Annotated in this window: 4 protein-coding genes; 1 reads left to right on the top strand and 3 read right to left on the bottom strand. The window is 43.2% G+C overall.

The window, feature by feature from the left end:
• Nucleotides 1-485: 485 nt before the first annotated feature.
• The 3 genes from ACP4IT_RS12420 to ACP4IT_RS12410 form a co-directional block, all read right to left on the bottom strand.
• The gene (locus ACP4IT_RS12420; protein WP_011666853.1) at nucleotides 486-947 is read right to left on the bottom strand and encodes a hypothetical protein; all 462 of its coding nucleotides are present in this window, start codon (nucleotides 945-947) and stop codon (nucleotides 486-488) included.
• A gap of 299 nt (nucleotides 948-1,246) precedes the next feature.
• Nucleotides 1,247-3,130 carry a bifunctional metallophosphatase/5'-nucleotidase gene (locus ACP4IT_RS12415; RefSeq protein ID WP_108477348.1) on the bottom strand — a complete coding sequence of 628 codons (1,884 nt, stop codon included), beginning with the start codon at nucleotides 3,128-3,130 and terminating at the stop codon, nucleotides 1,247-1,249.
• Between the two features lie 151 nt (nucleotides 3,131-3,281).
• Entirely contained in the window at nucleotides 3,282-3,770 is a 489-nt protein-coding gene (locus ACP4IT_RS12410; protein WP_156647015.1) for a GNAT family N-acetyltransferase, read from the bottom strand.
• Nucleotides 3,771-4,069: 299 nt separating this feature from the next.
• On the opposite strand from ACP4IT_RS12410, the gene ACP4IT_RS12405 reads away from it, so the two are divergent.
• Nucleotides 4,070-4,339, top strand: a complete 270-nt coding sequence (locus ACP4IT_RS12405; protein ID WP_082265486.1) for a hypothetical protein — start codon at nucleotides 4,070-4,072, stop codon at nucleotides 4,337-4,339.
• Nucleotides 4,340-4,415 lie beyond the last annotated feature (76 nt).

Here is a 4,415-nt window from a genome sequence, read left to right as displayed (position 1 = left end):
GTTCAAATCAATTGGTATCTGAATTCACGGCCACTTAAATGTCTTAATTGGCATACACCAATCGAGATCTTCTTGCTTAATTTACGTCATTAAATTCGTTCAAGTTATTTCTTGCAATCTGCCCAATTAAAAACTAGTCCTAGAAATCATAAAATAATTTCTAAGACTAGTTTTTTCGTTACCTTATGTATAACAAGGAAAGCACCTCTGTTATTCTTAGATCGACCAAGAAAAAGGGAGCTGCTTTCTATGCCAATAACCGAAAAACTTTAAAATTAGAGCTTGATTGGGGAGCAGAAGAACACTATATGGTTTGTTTAAAACACAATTGATTTTTTGTAAGTCATTGGTAGTTTTCGGTAACGAATACTACCACTTTCATCTAAAACGTGGACAGTTAAATACCAATGCTTTTGTTTATCTTGATAGAATTTATTCTTGAAATATTTTAATTTCAAATCGTAAATCGGCATGTTGTCAGAGTTTTACATTTTATAGAACCAAGTAGAATATTTAACGTGTGATGACCATGAGTACTTATACTTAATCTTATTTCCCTGCTTAGCTATTTGAAGGGGATCGTGGTGACCATAACCACTACTCATCCCACTATTACCATGTCCACCTTGCAGACGATACGTGGTTTTACTGATTTTTTTATATTGGGGATTGGCTAAGAAAATTTCTGGGGCTAGTTCTTTATTTTTCTTAGTGAAATAACTATTCACAAATGCTTTTTTAACGATAGTCAGGCGATATGTACCAGACCCCTTGATTCCCATATACTTTGGGAACTTTTTTACTGAGTGTGACCATTTCCCACGTAGTGCCTTAGGCATTCCTTTGTGCCACGTTGCGGCTTGGGCGGGTTGATTAAGTGTTGGGGCGAATAGGGACAGACTTACTGTTGCAGTAGCTATTAAGATAGATGTCCTCAGTTTATTCATAAATGCCACTCCTTTTGAGATTTAGTGTTAGGTAAATTATGAAGCTTGGTATATAAACATATAAATCCAGTATACGTAACTCTGAAAGCCCTTCAAGTCCACTATGACCGACCGTTTTCCTTGAGCTTTCCAGCGCATGTTTGAAGCTTCTTTCAATTCATCATTGCGCGTTCTCAGCGTGGTAGTTTAGGAAGGCGACAAAAAACGGCTAACCAGCCTTAGCGACCAGTCAACCGTTTCTCAGCAACCACCACCGCGCGTTTTCTTGCGGTTGGTGATTTTTATTTTATATACCTGTTCTATCCCAATGCCACCTGTTCAACTGGCTGTGTATGAGTAGCCATCGCGCTACCAGCCGGCTGATAAATCTTGCGATCCAGGGTTGGGGCCTTGATTGGGGTGTTGGCCGCCGCCATATCCTTGAAGTATTGGACAAAGACATCGGTATCAGCGCCAATGGAGGCCTTGATCGGTGTGTTCTTGAAAGCGTAGAAATTATCACCACCACCATGCAAGAAGTCATTGATCACCACGCGATAGGTGGCCGTCATGCTGACCGGGGTCCCATCGTCTTTCTTGATATCAACGACCTTGTACGGCTGTTTGGCATCATGATTATCTGTATAAGTGTAACGCAAGCCCGAGATTTGTAGGTAAAAGGCCTGGTTTTCATCGTATTGCTGGTTCAGTGCGTCCTTAATTTGTTGACCCGTCATCTCGACCACTTGTAAAATATTGCCAAATGGTTGAACGGCCACGGCCGCGCCCCAAGTGATATCGCCTTGTTTCGTGACCGCCAAATCGGCACGAACACCACCGTTATTAGTCATCGCAAAGTCTGGTGCTGTTCCGGCCTTTTGGGCTTCGTAACGTTGCGCATCGACCACTAATTCTCCGGCGGCATTTTCCATGGTCTTACTGTTGTTATTGCGACCGGTGATGGGTTCCGGTGTGGCCGCCTTACCGATAACCGTATTAACCTTTGGTGCCACTCGCTTATCCGCGTCCTTCACAATCGCAGTGACTTTCGCGTTACTCTTAGCCTTGGGATTGGCTTTAGCTGGCAAGACAGGGTAGACATGGGATTCTAAGTGCATAAATTTCCCCGTTTTCGGATTGATATAGCCTTGCGTATCGTTATAAGCTTTCCCGGTGTAAACGGCCTGAACCACGTGAGTTTTGCCTACCGTAGCATTGGCATATTGGTGAGAATGGCCGGCAACGTACAGCCCAACGTGATTCTGCTTATCCAATTGATTAACTTTATTCAGGATGGATACGGCGCTACCGTCAGTTTTGCCATCCTGGCTGGCAATGCCCGTGTGAGCCATGACCACAACGGCTTTGACACCCTTTTTATTTAAAATTTTATCGTACTTCGCAATCGTCTTGGCCTCATCCAAAACTTGGTAGTTTTGGTAGTTTTTCAACAGAGTCAGATGGGGAAGATCGGTGGTTTCAATACCGATGAAGCCAACCTTGGCTGTCTTTCCATGGGCCTTAATTGTTTTAATGGTATAGGGCTTGTAACCGTATGGAATCTTATGATTAGACTTCTTAACCACATTGGCCACGACCAAGTTAATCTTTGAGGCCTGATGTGGATAGTTTTTAATCAAGGAATCGGCACTGGCCGCGGGTTTATGGCCTTTCAAAATGCGGTTAAATTCACCCAGACCGTGATCAAATTCATGGTTCCCCAACGTTCCAATTTGAAAGTTCATCGCCCGCAGTGCGTGCATCGTCGACTCATGGGCTAACAGTGTTGAGTTAGCTGGTGAGGCGCCGACCATGTCACCGGCTTCAACCCGGAAGGTATTGGCCGCCTTGGCGTGCTGGCTCTTTTTGAACTGGTTTTGCGCCTGGTCCAATGAGCCACTTAACCGAGCTACGGTTCCCACATCATTATAGGTTTTCGTCCCAATAGTGACGCTCCCCGTGGTTTCCAGGCCACCGTGTAAGTCATTAATACCGAGGATTTGGATGGGGATGGCTTGTTTGTACTTTTTAGCCACTTTTTTGAATCCCGGTTGGCTGGTGGGGACGCGATACTTGTCGGTTTGCGTGGTGACTTTGGCGGCTTGCCCGGTATCGGCTAAGCCGGGCAGGGCGGTAACACTCCCGGCGGCTAATAAGGATACGAATAAACTATAGAGTAATTTATGGTGATGAACACTTGCCATGATGATAACTCCTCCTCGAAAAGATGAAATTGATACGCTCTAAGCATACCAATGAAACCGATTACCGTCACGAAGTAAATGACGTATAGGTTTGCAATTAACGAGATAAAAGCTGAAAGGCTAGAAAATAAGGGAAAGCCAGCCGCGTTTATTATTTTGGTGATACACTGGTGAATTTTTCTAAACGGAAGAGTTGTTCATTATCGGGGTGGGTTTGGTGATTCTTAGGCCGGTAGCCCAGTTTTTCATAGAAACCCAAGGCAGTAATTGATGCCGGAATTTCAACTCGTTTGGCAGTTTTAAAAAAGACATCTTGTTCCAAGGTCGTCACGATGGCGCGGCCAATTCCCTTACCCTGATACTCGGGTGAAACGAAAATATCGAACAGACTGGCCTCATCAACTTTCCCCCAATAAGAACCAATCGCCCCCGTTCCCACGAGCTCGGTTCCTTCATAGAACACGTAAAAGTGGGTCCAGGTGGCCTTATCGACGAGATCTTGGGGTTGGAGCTTAGCGATTGTGGCGGCCAGATAGTCGGCGGGATAATCCTTTCGATTAGTCGTCAGGAGTGTCGTCGCGATGAGCTGAGCCGCGGCCGCAGCATTGCTTGCGCGAAGGTAGTGGTGGGTTAGAGCCATCTAAAGCACTTCCTCAATAAAATTGATTTCTAATTGTATTTTAATCTTAGGCGTTGGCGGATGCAATCCTTATTGGCGAAAAGTGTAGACTATACTTGTTGTTGCAAAAGTTCGTATTGTTGTCGGAGCTTTTTGGGGGTGGATTTACTAGTTTAAACGATTCGTAAAAACTAACTTGAATTTTGAACTAGTCTATCAGGTTAGATTATATATAATAGAATCAGGTAGATTTCAGAAGATGAAGCGAAGAAATAATGATGTTCATTAAAAAATATATCTATAATTGGGGTGGAAGTAACGTGAAACTTTATAAAGTTAAACCTGATAGTACCGATCAATTGCTCTTGAGTGAAATTGATTCAATTGGTTTTACCAAAGAAAAGAGATTACAGAATCTCATTGAAGACAATATTAGTCTCACGTTGGGAATCAATTTTATAGCATCGGAGTTTACGGTTGGAAAATATCGTATGGATACAATCGGGTATGATACGGAGGTACAGTCATTTATCATTATTGAATGGCAGATTGCAAGAAATAACTTGAACGAATTTAATGACGTAAATTAAGCAAGAAGATCTCGATTGGTGTATGCCAATTAAGACATTTAAGTGGCCGTGAATTCAGATACCAATTGATTTGAAC

The organism is Levilactobacillus sp. LN180102 (assembly GCF_050106635.1).
GTDB lineage: Bacteria > Bacillota > Bacilli > Lactobacillales > Lactobacillaceae > Levilactobacillus > Levilactobacillus brevis.
This window is presented reverse-complemented; position numbering and strand designations above follow the sequence as displayed.